19 protein-coding genes are annotated in these 16740 nt (G+C 69.7%); 2 read left to right on the plus strand and 17 right to left on the minus strand.

Features of this window, described 5'->3' with window-relative positions; genetic code table 11:
- Positions 1–8: 8 nt before the first annotated feature.
- The 5 genes from HYN04_RS07765 to yajC all read right to left on the minus strand — a co-directional run bounded on the left by HYN04_RS07765 (position 9) and on the right by yajC (position 3963).
- A complete protein-coding gene (locus HYN04_RS07765) occupies positions 9–620 on the minus strand; it encodes a urate hydroxylase PuuD (RefSeq protein WP_110450233.1) in 612 nt (203 codons plus the stop codon).
- An 81-nt stretch (positions 621–701) separates the two neighbouring features.
- Positions 702–1061, minus strand: coding sequence for an Mth938-like domain-containing protein (locus HYN04_RS07770; RefSeq protein ID WP_110450234.1), 360 nt, complete (start codon positions 1059–1061; stop codon positions 702–704).
- Positions 1058–2005 carry a protein translocase subunit SecF gene (gene secF / locus HYN04_RS07775; RefSeq protein ID WP_110450235.1) on the minus strand — a complete coding sequence of 316 codons (948 nt, stop codon included), beginning with the start codon at positions 2003–2005 and terminating at the stop codon, positions 1058–1060. The genes HYN04_RS07770 and secF overlap by 4 nt, the downstream gene beginning before the upstream one ends.
- 8 nt (positions 2006–2013) lie before the next feature.
- Positions 2014–3603, minus strand: a complete 1590-nt coding sequence (gene secD, locus HYN04_RS07780) for a protein translocase subunit SecD (protein WP_110450236.1) — start codon at positions 3601–3603, stop codon at positions 2014–2016.
- A gap of 9 nt (positions 3604–3612) precedes the next feature.
- Positions 3613–3963: a preprotein translocase subunit YajC gene (gene yajC / locus HYN04_RS07785; RefSeq protein ID WP_110450237.1), complete on the minus strand. Its 351-nt coding sequence runs from the start codon at positions 3961–3963 to the stop codon at positions 3613–3615.
- Between the two features lie 112 nt (positions 3964–4075).
- On the opposite strand from yajC, the gene HYN04_RS07790 reads away from it, so the two are divergent.
- Positions 4076–4915, plus strand: a complete 840-nt coding sequence (locus tag HYN04_RS07790; protein ID WP_110450238.1) for an ATP-binding protein — start codon at positions 4076–4078, stop codon at positions 4913–4915.
- A 6-nt stretch (positions 4916–4921) separates the two neighbouring features.
- Here HYN04_RS07790 and HYN04_RS07795 read toward each other — a convergent pair whose 3' ends face one another.
- The 12 genes from HYN04_RS07795 to HYN04_RS07850 all read right to left on the minus strand — a co-directional run bounded on the left by HYN04_RS07795 (position 4922) and on the right by HYN04_RS07850 (position 16320).
- Entirely contained in the window at positions 4922–6976 is a 2055-nt protein-coding gene (locus HYN04_RS07795) for a LysM peptidoglycan-binding domain-containing protein (protein ID WP_110450239.1), read from the minus strand.
- A 99-nt stretch (positions 6977–7075) separates the two neighbouring features.
- Positions 7076–7735: a protein-L-isoaspartate(D-aspartate) O-methyltransferase gene (locus HYN04_RS07800; protein ID WP_110450240.1), complete on the minus strand. Its 660-nt coding sequence runs from the start codon at positions 7733–7735 to the stop codon at positions 7076–7078.
- A 2-nt stretch (positions 7736–7737) separates the two neighbouring features.
- Positions 7738–8529, minus strand: a complete 792-nt coding sequence (gene surE, locus HYN04_RS07805) for a 5'/3'-nucleotidase SurE (protein WP_110450241.1) — start codon at positions 8527–8529, stop codon at positions 7738–7740.
- Positions 8530–8533: 4 nt separating this feature from the next.
- Positions 8534–9814, minus strand: a complete 1281-nt coding sequence (gene serS, locus HYN04_RS07810) for a serine--tRNA ligase (protein ID WP_110450242.1) — start codon at positions 9812–9814, stop codon at positions 8534–8536.
- 76 nt (positions 9815–9890) lie between these two features.
- Entirely contained in the window at positions 9891–10856 is a 966-nt protein-coding gene (tatC, locus tag HYN04_RS07815; RefSeq protein ID WP_110450243.1) for a twin-arginine translocase subunit TatC, read from the minus strand.
- Complete coding sequence (tatB, locus tag HYN04_RS07820) at positions 10853–11350, minus strand: Sec-independent protein translocase protein TatB (protein ID WP_110450244.1); 498 nt, start codon at positions 11348–11350, stop codon at positions 10853–10855. Before tatB ends, tatC begins: the two co-directional genes overlap by 4 nt.
- A gap of 59 nt (positions 11351–11409) precedes the next feature.
- A complete protein-coding gene (gene tatA, locus HYN04_RS07825) occupies positions 11410–11619 on the minus strand; it encodes a twin-arginine translocase TatA/TatE family subunit (RefSeq protein ID WP_110450245.1) in 210 nt (69 codons plus the stop codon).
- Positions 11620–11703: 84 nt separating this feature from the next.
- Positions 11704–12405 (minus strand): SMC-Scp complex subunit ScpB, encoded by a 702-nt coding sequence (gene scpB, locus HYN04_RS07830; RefSeq protein WP_110450246.1) that lies wholly within the window; start codon positions 12403–12405, stop codon positions 11704–11706.
- Positions 12402–13220: a segregation and condensation protein A gene (locus HYN04_RS07835; protein WP_110450247.1), complete on the minus strand. Its 819-nt coding sequence runs from the start codon at positions 13218–13220 to the stop codon at positions 12402–12404. Before HYN04_RS07835 ends, scpB begins: the two co-directional genes overlap by 4 nt.
- Positions 13217–14236, minus strand: a complete 1020-nt coding sequence (nagZ, locus tag HYN04_RS07840) for a beta-N-acetylhexosaminidase (protein WP_110450248.1) — start codon at positions 14234–14236, stop codon at positions 13217–13219. The genes HYN04_RS07835 and nagZ overlap by 4 nt, the downstream gene beginning before the upstream one ends.
- The gene (locus tag HYN04_RS07845) at positions 14233–15057 is read right to left on the minus strand and encodes an SPOR domain-containing protein (RefSeq protein ID WP_110450249.1); all 825 of its coding nucleotides are present in this window, start codon (positions 15055–15057) and stop codon (positions 14233–14235) included. Before HYN04_RS07845 ends, nagZ begins: the two co-directional genes overlap by 4 nt.
- Positions 15058–15150: 93 nt before the next feature.
- A complete protein-coding gene (locus HYN04_RS07850) occupies positions 15151–16320 on the minus strand; it encodes a deoxyguanosinetriphosphate triphosphohydrolase (protein WP_110450250.1) in 1170 nt (389 codons plus the stop codon).
- 65 nt (positions 16321–16385) lie between these two features.
- Between HYN04_RS07850 and HYN04_RS07855 the strand changes: the two genes are divergently transcribed.
- Positions 16386–16736 carry a HesB/IscA family protein gene (locus HYN04_RS07855; RefSeq protein WP_110450251.1) on the plus strand — a complete coding sequence of 117 codons (351 nt, stop codon included), beginning with the start codon at positions 16386–16388 and terminating at the stop codon, positions 16734–16736.
- Positions 16737–16740: the final 4 nt, after the last annotated feature.

Raw genomic sequence — 16740 nt, forward strand, 5'->3', positions numbered from 1 at the left:
CCGAAGGATCAGCCGAAGATGGTCTGGTTCATGCCCATGGTGGCGAGCATGGGGATGGAAAGGAAGGTGTTCAGGCGCGAGAACAGCATGGCCGTCTTCGCGGCCTTGGCCTTGGCGTCGGCGTCGGCCTCCACGATCCCGAGGGCGATCTTCTGGTTCGGCCAGATGAAGACCCAGACATTGAAGAACATGATGGTCGCCAGCCACATGCCCAGTCCGATGAAGCTGTGCTGCGGGTTGCCGCTGGTCAGGCCCAGGGCGAAGGCGTCGAAGAGGTAGCCGCGGTTGTAGGCCAGGAGGACGCCCGCCACCCAGGTGAACAGGGCCGCCCAGCGGAACCAGAACAGGGCCTCAGGTGCGATGTACTTGGACACCGCCGGCTTCAGCTCGGCCGGGATCTCCGGCATTTTCCGAAGCTGGACGAAGTTGAAATAGTACAGCAGCCCGATCCACATGATGCCGAACACCAGGTGCAGGAACCGCAGGACAGCCTGCATGAACGTGGCGTCCAACGCGCCCGCGTGCTGCAGGTAACCGCCAACAACCACAAGCGTGATGATCGAGCTGAGGATCACCGTATTGCGGAGGTTCGACAGGAGTCCCGAGACAAGATTCGACATGTTTAGCCCTCTGAGAGTCTTCCCCTGAAACCTTCTCTTAAGGGCATTCGGGGGCGGCGGGAAGCGCGGGTTTGATCTGGATCAAATCGCGATAAGGGCGGCGGCGAGGCGGCGGCCTTCAGAGGTAAGAAGGTTGTAGAGCCGCGCCGCGGCGGGAGTGTCGAGGTATTCCAGCCCCACGCCCGCGCGCAGGAAGGCCTCGCGCACCTCGCGGGGCGGCAGGGCGTTGGCCGCGCCCATTCCCAGGACAAGGAGTTCGCAGGCGCCCGGGCCGGCCTGAAGCACGGCCGAGAGGCTCGCGACGGAAAGGCCGGAGACGGAGCTTACATCCCAGTCCTGGGCGACATCGTCCAGGATCAGGACCGAACCCTGACGCCACTCTCCGGACAGCCGGAAGCCCCCGCCCCCGAAGGCGTCGACCTGCGGAGCCGAGCGGCTCATCCTTGCCGTGCGCTGGCGGGCTTGAGGGGCACGGGGTCATCCTCGTCGCGCCTCACGCCCCAGAGCAGGATGATCGGAAGCGCGACGTAGATGGAGGAATAGGTCCCGACAATCACCCCGAACACCATGGTGAAGACCAGGGGGAAGAGGACCGGACCGCCGAAAAACAGCGCGCCGGCGAGGGCGATGATGGCCGTGGTCCCGGTGATCAGGTTTCGGGAGAGCCGCTCGTTTTCGGAGCGGTTGATGATGTCCCGCAGCGGCGTCGTCTTGTACTTGCGCAGGTTCTCGCGGAGCCGGTCGAAGGTGATGACCTTCTCGTTCATCGAATAGCCGATGACCGTGAGGAGGGCGGCGATCGACGTCATCGACACCTCGAGCTGCATCAGGGACAGGACGCCCATGGTCAGCACCACATCGTGCAGGATGGCGGCGATGGCGCCGAGGCCAAACTGCAGCTGGAACCGGAACCAGATGTAGAGAAGCATCAGGAGCATGGCGACGGAGAGGGCGATGATGCCCGACCTGGCCAGCTCGCCGGACACCTTCCCGCCAACGGTCTCTGCGCGCCGGATCTCGATGCCCGGGAAGGCCGCCTGCAGCGCGCCCTTGACCTTCTGGGTGCTCGCGTTGAGGTCCGCCTCATCGGGCACCCGGAAACGCAGGATGGCGCCATTGCCCTGGCCCAGGGACTGGACCTGCGCGTCCTCGCCGCCAGCCTCGGTCATGACCCGCCGGAGGCCGGAGATGTCGAGCGGCTTGGGCGTCTCGACCTCGATCAGGGCGCCGCCGACGAAGTCGATGCCGAAGTTCATGCCCCGGAAGGCGATGGATCCCAGGGAGATCGCGATGAGGACCGCCGAGAAGACCGCCGCCATGGGCGCCAGCCGCACGAAGTCGAAGTTGAACTCTCGGGGCAGGTTGGTGATGAGGGGCCAGCGCATGAGAGCCTCTAGACGATGGGAAGGGTCTTGGGCTTCTTCGCCCGGAACCACCAGCCGATCAGGAGCTGGGTGACCACCACGGCCGTGAAGACGGAGGTGATGACGCCGATCAGCAGGGTCCAGGCGAAACCGCGGACGGCCCCGGCGCCAAACATGAACATGATGATGGCCGAAATGGCGCTGGTGATGTTGGCGTCGAAGATGGACACCAGGGCCCTCTCATAGCCGTGCTCCAGCGCCTGCAAGGGCGATCGCCCCAGATGGGCCTCGTCCCGCACCCGTTCGTAGATGAGAACATTGGCGTCCACGGCCACGGCGAGGGTCAGGATGATGCCGGCGATGCCCGGGAAGGTCAGGGTCGCCTGGGTCATCGACATGGCGCCGACGATGAGCAGCACGTTCAGGGCCAGGGCCAGGGCGGCGAAGACGCCGAACAGGCCATAGGCCAGGACGATGAAGGCGAACATCGCCGCAGCGCCGATCGCCATCGAGATGGCGCCGGCCCGGACGGCGTCGGCGCCAAGCTCAGCCCCGACGGTATTCTGCTGCTCCACTCGCAGCGGGGCGGGAAGGGCGCCGGCGCGCAGTAGGACCGCCAGGTCGTTGGCGCTCTCGGGGGTGAAGTTCCCGGAGATCTGGCCCGAGCCACCCATGATGGCGCTCTGGATGACCGGCGCCGAGATGATCTTGCCGTCCAGGACGATGGCGAAGCGCTTGCCGATGTTCGCCGCAGTCACTTCGCCGAACCGGGCGGCGCCCTGTCCGTTGAATCGGAAGTTCACCACGGGCTGGCCGGACTGGCCGTCAAAGCCCTGGGAGGCCTCGGTCAGCATCTCGCCCGTGACCACGGCGCGCTTCTTCAGCAGGAGCGGCCCTTCATCCTGGCTGGGCAGGACCACCGAACCCGGGGGAACGCGGCCCTGAACGGCCTCGGCCACGGACACCGAGTCATCCACCATCTGGAAGGTCAGCTTGGCGGTCTGCCCGATGATGGACTTCAGGCGTTCCGGATCGCTCTCACCGGGCGCCTGGACCACGATCTGGTCGAATCCCTGGCGCTGGATGGCGGGCTCGCGCGTTCCCAGCGCATCAATGCGTCGCCGGATGATCTCAATCGACTGGTCGACGGCGCGGCTGGCCTCGGCGTTGAGGGCCTGCTCGGAATAGCCCATCCGGATGCGCTGGTCGGGCTGCAACGAAAGCTCAAGCCCGCTGCCGCCGCTGGCGATGGCGCCGCCCAGCCGGTTGCGCAGCAGGTTGAGGGCCTCGTTGGACTGGGCCGGGTCGGTGATCCGGACGGTGACGTCCGAACCCACCTGGCCAAGGTCGGTAAAGGCGATGTCCTCGGACCGAAGGGTGGTGCGCACATCCTCGATGAGGTTGGTCGTCTTTTCCGCGCGCAGGGCGCGGGTGTCCACCGATAGCTTGAGGTAGGAGCCCCCCTGCAGGTCCAGCCCGAGGTTCAGGGTCTGCTTCGGCAGGAAGCCGGGCAAGGCATCCCTGGCCGCCGCCGGAAGCAGGTTGGGCAGGGTGAACAGGACCCCGAAGATCAGGGCGGCGACGACGGAGATCAGTCGCCAGCGCGAAGGAGCCAGCATGGGGCCGGCCTAGGCCTTGGCGTCGTTGGCGGCGGTTTCGCCCCTGGAGCGGACCGAGGAGACCATCGACCGGACCACCTTGACGGTCACGCCCTGGGCGATCTCGACGCCGACCTCGGCGTCCTCGACCCGGACGATCTTGCCGACAACGCCGCTGGCGAGGACGACCACGTCATTGCGCTTGAGGGCGGCCAGCATCGCCTGGTGCTGCTTCATCCGCTTCTGCTGCGGACGGATCAGCAGGAAGTAGAACAGGACGAAAAGGCCGACCAGCGGGGCGATCTGCAGGAGCATCGCCTCGATCCCGCCTCCAGCGGGGGCTCCGGCGGCGGTCTGGGCATAGGCAGGGGTGGCGAACATGGCCTCTCCGGAAGGTGAACGGCCGGGCGTAGCGCCCGGATTCAGGGTGGCCGGAAGCTATGCGCTCGCCCCGCCTTTTGCAATGGACGGCCCGGATGGCTAATCACTTCGCATGACCGAGGACGTCCTCCCCCTACTCGCCCGGATCGCCGGGGCGCTCGAGCGGCTCTCGCCGCCCGCGTCCGCCGCGCCGGATTTCGCCCAGGCCCGCCTGTTCCGGCACGATGCGGCCCGGAGCCATTTTGTCCCGGCCCCGGACTATCCCCTGCCCCTTGAAGCCCTGGTGGGCGTCGACCGGCAGAAGGATACCCTGCTCAGGGACTTCCAGCGCTTCGCCGCCGGCCTGCCCTTCAACCACGCCCTGCTCTGGGGCGTGCGTGGAGCCGGGAAGAGTTCGCTGGCCAAGGCGGCCTTCATGGCCTGCGCCCGGGACCGCGACGACCTCAAGCTGCTGGAGGTGGACCGCGACGAGATCACCGCCCTGCCCCGGCTGTTCGACCTTCTGCGCGGCAGGCCGGAACGCTTTGTGGTCCTTTGCGACGACCTGTCCTTCGAGGACGGAGCCGAGGCGGCCAAGGCGCTGAAGTCGGCGCTGGAGGGCGGGGTTTCGGGTCCGCCGCCCAACGTGCTGTTCCTGGCCACCTCGAACCGGCGCCATCTCATGCCTCGGGGACACATCGAGGATCGCGGCCGGATCGCCGCCGCCGAGGACGCCGAGGAGGAGGTCAGCGTATCCGATCGCTTCGGTCTCTGGATCGGTTTTCCGCCCATGGACCAGCCGACCTATCTCGCCGCGGTGCGCGGCTATGCCCGCCGCTATGGCCTGCCGGTGCGCGGCATCGACCGCAGGGCCCTGCAGTGGGCCCAGGCGCGCGGCGGTCGGTCGGGCCGCGTCGCCTGGCAGTTCATCCTGGACCTTGCCGGTGAGAAGGGCGTGTCGCTGCCCCTCTGACCCGGATCAGCGCGGCAGCAGAAGGGTCGGAGACACCGGCCGCGCCCGTTCCGCAGGGGTGGGCGCATATCGGATCTCGAAGTGCAGCTGCGGCTCGGCGACCCCGCCGGTATCGCCGGCCTCGCCGATTTGCTGGCCCTGCAGGACCTTCTGCTGGATCTTCACGTCGACGTTGGACATGTGGGCGTAGGCCGTGACCCAGCCGTCGGGGTGTTTGATCAGCACGAGATTCCCGAAACCGGGCACCTGGTCGCCGGCATAGACCACCTCGCCCGCCGCCGAAGCCCGGACGGGCGCCCCGCGGGGCGCGCGGATGTTGACGCCATCATTGCGCTGGCCGGTGCCCTTGGGACCGAAGTCCGACAGGACCTCCCCACGCAAGGGCCACAGGAACCGTCCCTTGCCCAGGGCGGCGATCTGGACGTCCGTCAGGGGCGTGGTCGAGGCGGTTGGCGGCGGCGTGAAACCGCCGGACTGGGGCCGGGACGCCGCCGGAGGCGCCGACCGGGATGGCGGCGGGGTGGTCACCGGCGGGGGCGTCACCGGCGGGGGCGTGACCCGGACGGGCGGTGGGACCGGGCGCGATGCAGGCGGCGGAGTGGTGCGGGGCGGAGGCGCGACCGGGGGCGCAACCGCGGGCGTTGTCCGCTCGGGCGGAGGCGGAGGCGGAGCCTCGACCTTCGGCTGGGGCGGCGGGGTCGGCCCGGGGGCCGGAACGTTTGCCGTGGGGGCCGGAGACGTCGGTCGCGGCGCAGAGGCGACGCCAGGTTCCTTGCGCAGCTCTGGCGGACCCGAGACGCCGGGATCCTCCAGCGGCGCTTCAGGCTCAGGCGCGGTCGGAGCCGGGGGCGGACGCACGGCGGGGGCGGCCGGAGCCGGCGTGCGCACCGTCTCGCGGATCGGACCTCGGTCCTTGGCGCCGTCGGGAAGGATCACCCTCTGGCCGGACTTGAGCGCCGCGCCGGTCTTCAAGCCGTTCTGGGCCGCCAGGGCGCGGGGCGTCACGCCGAACCGGCGGGCGACCACCGAGACGGTGTCCCCCGTCACGGCCACATAGGCGCGCTGGGTTTCCGCGGGGCCCTTGAGCACCTGGCCGGGCTGGAGGGCGTAGGGCGACTTCAGCCCGTTGAGGCTGGCGAGCTCCTTGCGGCTCAGGCCCATGCGTCCAGCGATCTCGTCGACCGTGTCGCCCTTGCGGACGGTGTAGGTCTTCGGCTTGCCCTTGACGCTGATGACCCGCCCGCCAGCGAGGACCCGCACGGACTCCTGGCCGCGGGCGGCGGGCGCGGGGGCCTCCGCCTCCAGGGGCCGGGGGGTCTCTGTACGGGGAGTGCGGGCGGGCGCCTCGGCCGGGGGCCGGCTGGTCACAGAGGCGGGGCGCGAAGTGCTGCGGATCGGCCCGCGGTCACGATATCCCTCGGGAAGGGTCAGCTTCTGGCCAGCGCGAAGACTTGCGCTGGTGCGGATTCCATTCTCGGCCGCCAGGGCGCGCGGGCTTACGGAAAAGCGGCGCGCGACGGCGTCCAGGCTGTCTCCCTGCACCGCCACATAGGCCTTCCGGGTCTCCGGCGGCCCCTTCAGTTTCTTGCCAACGCTCAGGGCGTAAGGCGGCTTGAGCCCGTTCAGGTCGGCCAGGGCCTTGCGCGTGATTCCCATCCGGTCGGCGATCTCGTCGACCGTGTCGCCGCTCCGGACAACATAGGTGGAGGCGCCCCCCGTGACGGTGACAACCCGGCCTGCGGCCTGCGGTCCCGCCGAGGCGCGGGCTTCGCCCGACGCACCCGGCACGCGCAGCTTCATGCCAGCGTCTATGCGCGCGCCTGCACCCAGGTCATTGGCCTCGGCGATCGCCTCGGACGACACGCCCAGCTTGCGGCTGATGCCAAAAAGGGTGTCGCCCCGCTGGACCGTATAGGTGTCCCCGGACGCCTGGAGCAGGGCCAGTTGGACCGGCGCAACGTCACCTGACGGCGCCTCACGGGCCAGGACAGGTGTCGAAAGACCCGCAAGCGCCGTGGACGCCGCAAGCATCATGACGGTCCGGTTGAGAAGACTGCTCATTGCCGCTCCGGCTCTGTTCACCCAGTTTGGCGCCACGATTCAGATCGTCGACGCGATCCGGCTTCATGGCCCCAGAAAATCGTCACCAATTTGGCGGGCTCAGGATTCCTTCGCCACGCCGTCCAGCAGGGGTACGAACCTGACCTCGGTCAGGGTCTCCACCGTGAAACCGCCCTCCCCGTCCCCGACATATCGGTTCAGGTTCTGGACCGGACCGCGGCCCACCGGCGCCACCAATACCCCGTTTGGCTTCAGTTGCGCCAGCAGGACGCGAGGGTCCTCGGATGCGGCGGCCGTGACCATGACCCGGTCGAAGGGCGCCTGCTCGGGCCAGCCCTGCCCGCCGTCGCCAAAACGGGTGATGACATTGGTCAGGCCCAGGGTCTGGAACCGGCCCTCGGCGGCCGACATCAGGGTGCGGTACCGCTCCACCGAATAGACCAGCCGGGCCAGCTTGGAGAGGATGGTGGTCTGGTAGCCCGACCCGGTCCCGATCTCGAGCACCCGGGACCGCTTCTCGATCCTCAGCGCCTGGGTCATGAGCCCCACGATGTAGGGCTGGCTGATCGTCTGGCCGCAGGCGATCGGCAGGGCCTGGTCCTCGAAGGCCCGTTCCTGGAACAGGTCCGGAGTGAAGAGGTCCCTGGGCGTCGAGGCGATGGCGGCGAGGACCGCGGGGTCGGACACGCCCTGTTCCTTCAAGCCCTCCATCAGGCGGGCGTGCCGGGGGTCGGCCGGCGGCTGTGGACGACGAGCCATCCTCAGGCCCTCGGCGGGGCGCCGCCCAGGACCGACCGCATCCGGTGGACGGTTTCCTGGTGGGTCAGGTCGATGTGCAGAGGCGTGACCGAGATGCGGCCGTCGTAGATGGCCCGGAGGTCTGTGCCGTCTGCAGGCTTGGAGAGCTCCCGCCGGAAGCCCATCCAGTAGTAGGTCTCGCCTCTAGGATCGGTGCGCTGGACGGCCTGGCGGACATGGAGGTCGCGGAAGGTCTGGCGGGTGACCTCGACCTCGCGGATCTGGTCCAGGGGCCGGGACGGGAAGTTGACGTTCATCACCACGTCCGAGGGCCAGCCGATCTCCACCAGCCGGCGGACGATGCCGGGGCCAAAGTGCTCTGCGGGCAGGAAGACCGGCTGGTCGGCCGGCTCCTCGCCGGGGGTCGGCCAGCTCATCTGCGACAGGGCGATGGCCGGGACGCCAAGGGCCATGCCCTCGATGGCGCCGGCGACCGTTCCCGACATGGTGACGTCCTCGGCGAGGTTGGCGCCCCGGTTCACCCCCGACAGGACGAGGTCGGGCCTCTGGCCGTCCATGAGCTCGGTGACGGCCAGCATCACGCAGTCGGTGGGCGTCCCGGTGGTCGCGAACCGGCGATCGTCGAGCCGGCGAACCCGGAGGGGCTCGGCGAGGGTCAAGGATCGGCTGGCGCCGGACTGCTCGTATTCAGGCGCGCAGATCCAGATGTCGTCGCTCAGGACCCGGGCGATCCGCTCCAGAGAGACCAGGCCCTCTGCGTGGATGCCGTCGTCATTGGTCAGGAGGATGCGCACGGGATCAGCCGGCCGCGTCGATATGGGTGAGCCCGCCCATGTAGGGCTGGAGGGCCTGGGGAATGGCGATCCGTCCGCCCTCGTCCTGGTAGTTCTCGAGGATAGCCACCAGGGTCCGGCCCACGGCCAGGCCCGAGCCGTTGAGGGTGTGCACGAAGCGCGTGCCCTTCTCGCCGGCTGACTTGGTCCGGGCGTCCATCCGGCGGGCCTGGAAGTCGCCGCAGTTGGAGCAGGAGCTGATCTCGCGATACCGCCCCTCGCTGGGCAGCCAGACCTCCAGGTCGTAGGTGCGGCGGGCGCTGAAGCCCATGTCGCCCCGGCAGAGCAGCATGGTCCGGAAGGGCAGCTCCAGCCGCTTCAGGACCGCCTCTGCGCAGGACACCATGCGCTCGTGCTCGGCATCCGACTGGTCTGGCTCGGTGATCGACACCAGTTCGACCTTGTAGAACTGATGCTGGCGGATCATCCCGCGGGTGTCCCGGCCGGAGGCGCCCGCCTCTGAACGGAAGCAGGGCGTCAGGGCGGTCAGGCGCAGCGGCAGGGTCTCGGCTGCCAGGATCTGCTCGCGCGCGAGGTTGGTCAGGGACACCTCGGCGGTGGGAATGAGCCAGCGGTCGTCGGTGGTCCGGAAGAGGTCTTCCGAGAACTTGGGCAACTGGCCGGTGCCAAAGGCTGCGGCGTCCCGCACAAGGAGGGGTGGAGAGACCTCGGTGTAACCGTGCTCGAGGGTCTGGATATCCAGCATGAACTGGCCCAGGGCCCGCTCCAGCCGCGCCAGCCGGCCCTTCAGGACCACGAAGCGCGCGCCGCTCATGCGGGCGGCGGCCTCGAAGTCCATCAGGCCGAGGGCCTCGCCGAGATCGGCGTGATTGCGGGGGGACTGGATCGAGAAGGGCTCGCCCCACCGACGGACCTCGACGTTCCCGGACTCGTCCTCTCCCTCCGGAACGCCGGCGGCGGGCAGGTTGGGCAGGCTCGCGAGGAGGTCGCGCAGGGCCTCCTCGGCGGCCTTTTCGCGCTCGGCGTCCCCGGCGGCCTCGGCCTTCAGGGCCTCCACCTCGGCGAGCAGGCGCGCAGCCTCGGCCTCATCCTTGGCCGCCTTGGCCTGGCCGATCCGGCGCGAGAGGTCGTTCCGGCGCGCCTGTGCGGATTCGGAGGCGGTGCGAGCGGTGCGCACCTCGAGGTCGAGATCGATCGCCTGGGCCGCTGCGCCAGACCGGCCCTTCGCCGCCCAGGCCTTTTCGAAGAGGTCAGGGGTGTCGCGGAGCGCTCGGATGTCGTGCATGTCGGGGAGGTCCCAAGGCTGAGCCGACCTGTCTAGTCCGCGTCGGCGGAGGCGCCAACCATCCGCCGCGCCGGGTTCAGGCGATGACGTCTTCGGAGGGCTCATCCCGCCGCCGGAACTCGATGATGCGGACGCACCAGATCGAGATCTCGTAGAGCAGGATGATCGGCAGGGCGAGCATGAGCTGGCTGATCGGGTCCGGCGGCGTCACCACCGCGGCGACCACGAAGATGCCGACGATGGCGTAACGGCGGAATTCCCGCAGGGCCTGGGCGCTGACCATGCCCGCCAGGCCCAGCAGGGTCAGGACCACGGGAAGCTGGAAGCACAGACCGAAGGCCATCAGCAGGGTGGTGACCAGGGTCAGGTAGTCCGAGACCTTGGGCAGGAGTTCCACCGTGATCGCCCCGGCGCCGGTGATCTGCTGGGACAGGGAAAACCAGAGGACGAAGGGGAAGATGAAGAAATAGACCAGGGCTGCACCCAGGCTGAAAAGCAGGGGCGAGGCGACAAGGAAGGGCAGGAAGGCGCGACGTTCGCGCTTGTAAAGGCCGGGCGCCACGAAGCCGTAGACCTGGCTGGCAAGGACGGGGAAGGAAAGCACGATCGCCCCGAAGCCGGCCAGCTTGAGCTTGGTGAAGAAGAACTCGAGGGGGGCGGTGTAGATGAGCTTGAGGGTCTGTCCCTCGAGCGGCGGCATTTCCTTGAGCCCCACCAGCACCAGGAGCAGGTCGAAGGGGCCGCCTCCCCCGGTTCCCCCGGAAGCCGGTTTCAGGTGCAGCGCCTGCAGAATTCCATCCAGGAAGCCTGTCTTGACCGCATTTGCGGCAGCGGCCTTCTGGGCGGCGAGGATGGCCGCCGCCGCCTCGTAAGGCCGCAGGAGCAGGCTGTAGATGTCGTCGGCGAAGGCGAAGCAGACCACGAAGGCCAGGGCGACCGCGATCAGGGACCGGATCAGCCTCTGCCGGAGTTCGACAAGGTGGTCCAGGAGAGGCGCGCGCGAGGCCTCGATCTCGTCGTCGGGTTCGTGGGTCGCGCTCATTCCGGCGCCTCCGCAGACTTGCGACGACGTCGGGGCTTGGGCGACTCAGCACCCTCTCCCGAGGCCGGGGCCGGGGCCGGGGCCTCCGGAGCCTTGCGCCGACGTTTCGGCGCCGGGACAGGTACACTGGCTTCCGGCCCCGGAACAGGCTCCTGGGCTGGCAATGCGCCCCCTAGGGGCGGATGGAACTGGATGTCAGAAGCCTTCAGGCTATCGCCGATCTCGTTGAAGATCTGGTTCACCTCTGCGGTTTCGGAAGTGATCAGATTGCCCTGCGCCTGGCGCATGGCCTCGACTTCGCGCCGCAGCTCATCGAGTTCCGATTGCCGGGCCATGTCGTCGAAGCTGGCGCGGAACTCCGCCGCCATGGCGCGCAGGCGGCCCACCCACTGGCCCAGCTTGCGAAGCATGACCGGCAGGTCCTTGGGACCCACCACGATCAGGGCGACGGCGGCGATGATGATGTATTCAAGCCCGCCGACTTCAGGGAGCATGGCCAGGTCCTAGCAATGTGCCCACGCCCTTGGCCTGGGAGCTGTTCAGGTCGTCCGGGTCAGCCCCGGGCGTCCTCCTTCGGCGCCTCGACCTTGGCGGCCGCGTCCGCAGGCGGGGCAGGCTTTCCCTCGTCCTTGAGGCCTTCGCGGAAGGCGCGGATGCCCTTCCCGGCGTCGCCGAGCAGGCCCGACAGCTTTCCTCGACCGCCGAAGAGCACCAGGACGACCACTGCGACGATGATCCAGTGGACCGGAGACATCCCGCCCATGTGCAAACTCCTTATCGGGTCCCAGGCGACCCGACGGGTCGCTCAGGCCCCTATATAGACGCCCCGCCGCCGCAGCGCCAAGGGTCAGGCGCCGACGTCGTCTCCTCGGTCCGCCTCCGTGGCCTCCCCCAGGAAGTCCAGGTGGAACTCCGGCGCCTCTCCGTCGTCCTCGATCGGGTCCTCCTCCGGGGCGGCGAGCCCCGGCGTCGGCACGTTGAAGTCGGCCGGAAGGTCGAGGCTCAGCAGGCCGGCGGCCCGCATTTCCGCCGCCCCGGGCAGGTCGGCGAGGGTGGCGAGACCGAAGTGCTCGAGGAAGGCGTCCGTGGTCCCGTAGGTGACCGGGCGGCCCGGCGTGCGGCGGCGGCCGCGCATGCGGACCAGCTTCAGCTCCAGAAGGACGTCGAGGGTGCCCCGGCTGGCCTGGACCCCGCGTACGGACTCGATTTCCGCCCGGGTGACCGGCTGGTGGTAGGCGATGATGGCCAGGGTCTCCTGGGCGGCGCGGGAAAGCCGCCTCGGCTCCTCCCGTTCGACGGTCATCAGGAAGGACAGGTCCGGGGCGGTCTGGAAGCGCCACCGGTCAGCGACGCAGGCCAGTTCCACCCCCCGCCCCACATATCGCCGGGACAGGGCGGCCACGGCGCCTTCGACATCAGAGCCTTCGGGCAGGCGCCGGGCGAGGTCATCCAGGCTGAGCGGCCCGGCGGCGGCGAAAAGCAGGGCCTCGACCCGGCGCTCGGTTTCTTGGGGATCGGGCGAAGCCGGAAGGTCGTCGGCGGCCGTCACGCGGCGGCCCCGTTTCGGCTGCGCAGGTAGATGTCGGCGAAGGCCTCAAGCTGGCGGGCCTCCAGGGCGCCCTCACGCACCAGCTCCAGGCTGGCCGAGAGGGTCGACGCCACGTAGGAGGCCCGGCTGGGAGCCGCCTCTGCGTCGATTGGAGGATGCGGCGCCACGCCCGCCAGGGCGGTCCAGCGGGCGAGTTCCGGCAGCAGGCCCCGCAACCGGTCGCGGGCGGCCTCCAGGGCGTAGGCCTTGGGCAGGGCGGGTGTGTAGCTGCGGGTGTCTGATCGCCGCCTCTGTTCCACATAGGCCTGCATCAGGGCGTAGAGATCGCCCTCAAGCCGGGTCGAGGGAAGGATACGGATCGCGTCCGGGTCTCCGCGGACGAAGACGTCCCGGCCCAGCTGGGGCCGGGCGCGGAGGGTCTCTGAGGCGCCTCGCATGGCGTCAAGCTTGGCCAGTCTGAAGGCCAGCTGCGCGGCGATCTCCTCGGCTGGCGCCTCCTCGGCCTGCGGCCGCTCAGGCCGCGGAAGCAGGAGGCGCGACTTCAGGTAGGCGAGCCAGGAGGCCATGACCAGGTAGTCCGCCGCCAGGGCGAAGCTGCGCCGCCGTGCGTGCTGGACAAAGGTCAGGTACTGGTCGGCCAGGCGGGTCACCGAGATCCGCAGGAGGTCCACCTTCTGGCTCCGGGCCAGGGCCAGGAGGACGTGGAGCGGGCCTTCGTAGCCGTCCACGTCGACGATGAGGGCCTCGCCGTCGAGGGCGGCGCCCTCGGCCGCCTCAAAGTCCAGGCGCGGCTGGAACCCGGGCGCGTCGTTCACGGCGTCGCTCCGGCAATCAGGGCGTCGAAGCGGGCCTCGGCCTCGCGCCGGTCCAGCGGTTCAGGACGGCGGGGAATCCGGGCCAGCGCGGCCTCGGCCCGGCGGGCGGACAGGCCCGAAAGGGCGCCCGTCCCGGACGCGACCGCCTGCATCTCGGCCATGTCCCCGTTGCAGTGGAGGACGACGTCGCAGCCGGCCGAGAGGCTCTGGCGCGCCCTCTGCCTCATGTCGCCGTCCAGCGCCTTCATGGACAGGTCGTCGCTCATGATCAGGCCGGAAAAGCCAAGCGCATCCCTTAGGACGCCCCGGATCACCCGGCGGGACGTCGTCGCCGGCCGGCGCCGGTCCAGGGCGCGGTAGAGGACATGGGCGGTCATCGCCAAGGGCATGTCGGACAGGGCCTGGAAGGGCGCGAAGTCCGTCTGGCGCAGGGCCTCCGCCGAGGCCTCGACCACAGGCAGGTCGAAATGGCTGTCAGCGCCGGCCCGGCCATGCCCCGGGATGTGCTTGATCACCGGCAGGACTCCGCCCGCCAGAAGCCCTTCGGCGACAGCGCGGCCAAGGACGGCCACCTCCTCCGGCGTCTCACCGTAGGCGCGATCGCCGATAACGTCGTGCGCCCCGGGTTGGGGCACATCCAGCACCGGCGCGCAGTCCACATTGACCCCCAGGGCGTGGAGATCATCCGCCATGAGGCGGGCGCCCAGGCGGACCGCCTCCCGGCGCGCGCCAACGCCGCCTGGCAGGCGCGCCAGGATGCGGGCCGGTGGATACTTCCGCCAGTGGGGAGGGCCGAAACGCTGGACACGACCACCTTCCTGGTCAATCAGGACGGGCGCGTCCTCCCGGCCCACCGTCTCGCGCAGGGCGTTGACCAGGCTGCGGACCTGGTCCGGCCCCTCGATATTGCGGGCGAAGAGGATGAAGCCCCAGGGACGCACGTCCCGGAAGAAGGCGATCTCCTCCGCGCCGAGGCGCGGCCCGAGGCAGCCATAAATGGCGGCGGACGTCCTCATCGCACGAAGCACGACTTGCCGGCCGACTTGAGCCGGTCGCAGAAGGCCTGGGCGGAGGCCCGATCGGGGAAGCCGGTCACGGTGGTCCGGAACAGGGTCGAACCGTCGCGCTCCACCTTCTCGATGCGCTTGCCGCGCCCGCTGCCGCCACCCTTGGCCACGGCGGCGCTCCATTCCTTTTCCGCGATCGCGGCCGAGGAGAAGGCTCCGATCTGCACGCTGGAAGGGCCGCCCGCCGCCGCCGGCTTGGCGGGGACTGGCGCGGGCGCCGCGGCAGGCGGCTTGGCCGCAGGCTTCGGCTCGGGCTTGGGCTCCGCCTTCGCAGGCGGCGCAGCGGGCTTGGCCGGCTCAGGAGCGGGGGTTTTGGGCAGGACGGTCACCGGCGCCGGCGGCGGCGAGGCGACAGGGGGCGCAGGGGGCGGCGCCGCCACCGCTGCAGGGGGGGCGACGACGGCGGGGGCCGGGGCTGTCGGCCGCGGCAGGGGCTGCTCTGGCGGCGGCGTGAAATTGGGCTGGAGGGGCGGCGGCTCTCCCTCGGCCTGCTGGTAGATCTTAAGGCCCGCAGCGGGATCGACGTCGCCCTCCCCCGCCGGCGGCGCCGCGCGAAGCTCGCCGACCGGTGCGCCGATGGCCTTGGGCGCCCGGGCGCCTTCCGACAGGCCGCCGCGGTAGAAGGCGAAGATCGCCGCCGCCAGGGCGAGCAGGAGGAGCACCGACAGGATCAGGGTCAGGGGTGCAGGGTCCCGGGCCGCCGGCCGGTCCCGTCGGTCAAACGCCAGGGGTTCGTCGTGCGGCGGGCCGCCGCGATCATGGTCAGACATGGCCCTTCCCGTCCCGGCCGCGCGAATCATCAGGAATCGCAGCGTGACGGCCAGTCTAGCCGTCCCGACCGGCCCCGCGCACCCCGGGCGTCTTCAGGTCCACGCCTCCAGCTGGAACAGGCGCCGGTGCTCCTCGATGGCGAACCGGTCGGTCATGCCGCCGATATAGTCACAGACCGCCCGGGCGCGGGAGGCTTCATCCCGTCCCTCCAGCGCCGCGTAGATGTCGGCGGGCAGGACGTCGGGCTCGGTCATGAAAAGCTGGAACATCTCGGCCAGGATGCGCCGCGCCTGGCTCCGCGTGCGGTTGACGCGCCAGTGGCGGTACATGCGGTTCATCAGGAATTCCCGCAGGGCGGACAGGTCCTCCAGCATGGGCCTGGAAAAGGCCACGAGGGCGTGGTCCAGGGCCCGAACCGCGTCGGCCGAGGCCACCCCCGTCTGCGCCACCCGGCGGGTGGTCTCGGCGATGACGTCATCGACCATGGCCCCGATCATGCGGCGGACCGCCTCCATCCGCAAGATGGCGGGATCGAGGTCGGGATAGTCGCGCTTCACCCCATGCAGGATGGGGCCGATCAGGGGCACGTCCATCAGGTCCGCCAGGGTGAACATGCCCGCCACCAGGCCGTCGTCGACGTCGTGGTTGTTGTAGGCGATGTCGTCCGCCAGGGCGGCGACCTGCGCCTCGGCGGAGGCCCAGCCGCCCAGCTCCAGGCTGTAGCCGCGGTCGAACTCGGCAACCGCGCTCCAGGAGGGCCTCTCCAGGCGCGCCGTGACCGGACCATTGTGCTTGATGATCCCCTCGAGGGTCTCCCAGGTCAGGTTCAGGCCGTCCCAGCGCGGATAGCGGCGCTCCAGCCGGGTGACGACCCGGAAGGTCTGCACGTTGTGGTCAAAGCCGCCGAAGGGCTGCATGGCGCTGTCCAGCTCGTCCTCGCCGGCATGACCGAAGGGCGGATGGCCCAGGTCATGCGCCAGGGCGATGGTTTCGGCGAGGTCGGCCTCCAGGCCCAGGGCCGCCGCCACCGACCGAGCGATCTGGGCCACCTCCAGCGAGTGAGTCAGGCGGGTCCGGTAGTGGTCGCCCTCGTGGGCGACGAAGACCTGGGTCTTTTCCTTGAGCCGCCGGAAGGCCGTAGTGTGGATGATCCGGTCCCGGTCCCGGGCGAAGGGCGTGCGCGTCCGGCTCTCGGGCTCGTCATGGCGGCGACCGCGCGAGGCGGCGGCGTTCTGGGCGTAGGGGGCGCTGGGGAAGACCATGCGGGAGACGGCTCCTTGGGATCGGCCCCTTCCAAGGCGGCCAAACCCGGCTCATATAGAGGACTATGGCCAAGGATGCAGTCTTGAACGCCCCGGACCTTTCCCTTTCCCCCGCGGCGGCGCGGCGGATCGCCGAGCTCTCACGGATCGAGGGCCGTCCCCTCATGCTCCGGATCGGCGTCGACGCCGGGGGGTGCTCGGGCTTCCAGTACCAGTTCGAACTCGTCGAGGCGGCTGCGCCGGACGACTTGCGGATCGAGCGCGACGGCGCCGCCGCCCTGGTGGACGAGATCAGCCTCGTCCTCCTGAAGGGATCCGAGATCGATTTCGTCGACGAGCTGGCCGGCGCCGAGTTCCGGGTGCGCAACCCCAACGCCCGGTCCAGCTGCGGCTGCGGCGTCAGCTTCTCGATCTGACCCC

This window comes from Phenylobacterium parvum, assembly GCF_003150835.1.
GTDB classification, from domain to species: Bacteria; Pseudomonadota; Alphaproteobacteria; order Caulobacterales; family Caulobacteraceae; genus Phenylobacterium; species Phenylobacterium parvum.